Source organism: Vibrio mimicus CAIM 602 (assembly GCF_000338875.1).
In the GTDB taxonomy this organism is placed as follows: Bacteria; Pseudomonadota; Gammaproteobacteria; order Enterobacterales; family Vibrionaceae; genus Vibrio; species Vibrio mimicus.
Map to the genome: position 1 here is coordinate 1 of NZ_AOMO01000081.1, position 1,521 is coordinate 1,521.

Annotated in this window: 2 protein-coding genes; both read right to left on the reverse strand. The window is 41.0% G+C overall.

All coding sequences use genetic code 11. The features are described 5' to 3' along the window. Window positions 1–213: 213 nt before the first annotated feature. A complete protein-coding gene (locus D908_RS01980; RefSeq protein ID WP_005527200.1) occupies window positions 214–768 on the reverse strand; it encodes a hypothetical protein in 555 nt (184 codons plus the stop codon). A 200-nt stretch (window positions 769–968) separates the two neighbouring features. Then, a partial coding sequence (locus D908_RS01975; protein WP_005527201.1) for a M23 family metallopeptidase occupies window positions 969–1,521 on the reverse strand: 553 nt, incomplete at its 5' end.

Below are 1,521 nucleotides of genomic sequence, written 5' to 3' on the forward strand. Positions count from 1 at the left end.
GCTCTGGCGTAATTGGGCGATTTACAAAATATTCAACTTCCATTTTTTACTTTCCTTTAAAGCCCAAACTTCAACTTGCTTATAACGCCCGCCTAAGGGGCTGACAACGCATTACCACTAAACTCAAACACACCAACTGTAACCACCGCGGCTCAATGGGACTGGAAACGCCGCGCGTTGACAGTCCCTCTTGAGGCGTTTGTTATGCCACTGTTAACAACGAACCCATTTTCGTTTATTTTCTGCTGAACGTTGAATTTTTTTGGACTTGGTCAACTCGTTAATTGCCTTAGTAAAATCAGACTTAGATAAGCCTAATTGCTTTTGTAATGTCGGATCCAAAGCCTTCGGAGATTTAAGAGCAGAAAACACTTTATCTTGTGGCGTGTTTTCTTGCTGCACACCAGGCATTTGAACTACGGTATCATCTTTAGTACGTATTGTTTGGACATTAGCGCCAAGTTGTCCACACTGAAACTCGAACGCAGAAATCAAACTCTCATCATTACTGTAAAGTTCAAAAATAACTGTACTAAACTGTTTTTTGTCTAATGCTAACAGGACTTTAGATAGGTAAGCGATGATATAAAAGTCGGCTTGATTTGTGCCAGAAGGATAGTCAGAAAGGTACAAAAATAGTGATTTTTCACAAATACGCTGAACTGACTCGACTTTGGAAAAGACAAACACTTTATCAATTACTGTCGCTTTAACCTTTTCCAATTCTTTGAGGCCTATATTTTCAGCATCTACAAATATCATTTTCATCTTATCACTAGCTTCCTTGTCACTGATTTAGCCTAAAAATTACAAATAGTTAGAGATTTTCAATGAAGTGGCATAACGCCCTCCTAAGGGGCTGGCAACGCATTACCACTAAACTCAAACGCAACAACTGCAACCACCGCGGCTCAATGGGACTGGAAACGCCACGCGTTGACAGTCCCTCTTGAGGCGTTTGTTATACGCTATTTACCAGACATTGTTAAAGCAATGAACTTTTCTGGGTCAATGAAGCCTTTGAATACTGGATGCATAGGCGTATACCCCGCCATCCACCGATCAACGCCATTTTCTGAATAGTCTTTTTTCGTACCAAATCGGATCGCAAAATGGATATGAGCGAAGGGGCCTATACCAAAGTCTTCTGAAGGCTCCGCAATATACCCAAGCAAATCACCTTTCTTAACTTCACCTAACGATACCATCCATTTTTTCAACGAGAGATGCCCATACAGAGAATAAAGACCATCTTTTTCATGATCTATGATCACCAAACCCGGATATCCACTCATATACCCTGAGTAACTCACAATACCATCTGAGATTGCATAAACTGGCGCCCCCACTTCTGCATAGTAATCGATGGCAGCATGATAGAGATTGTGAAAACTGGACGAAGTATTAAATGATGCAAAACCTTGCAAAATAGCACGAGTGTCGAGTGGGTATTGGTAGGCTTGATTAGTATTTTCAGCAATCTGCTTTAGTCTGGGCAGAAGACGTTGAATTTCTTGTTCG

What these genes read in the sequence shown, in the direction of transcription:
- D908_RS01980 (WP_005527200.1), bottom strand. Translation starts at nt 768, where the DNA reads ATGAAAATGATATTTGTAGATGCTGAAAATATAGGCCTCAAAGAATTG.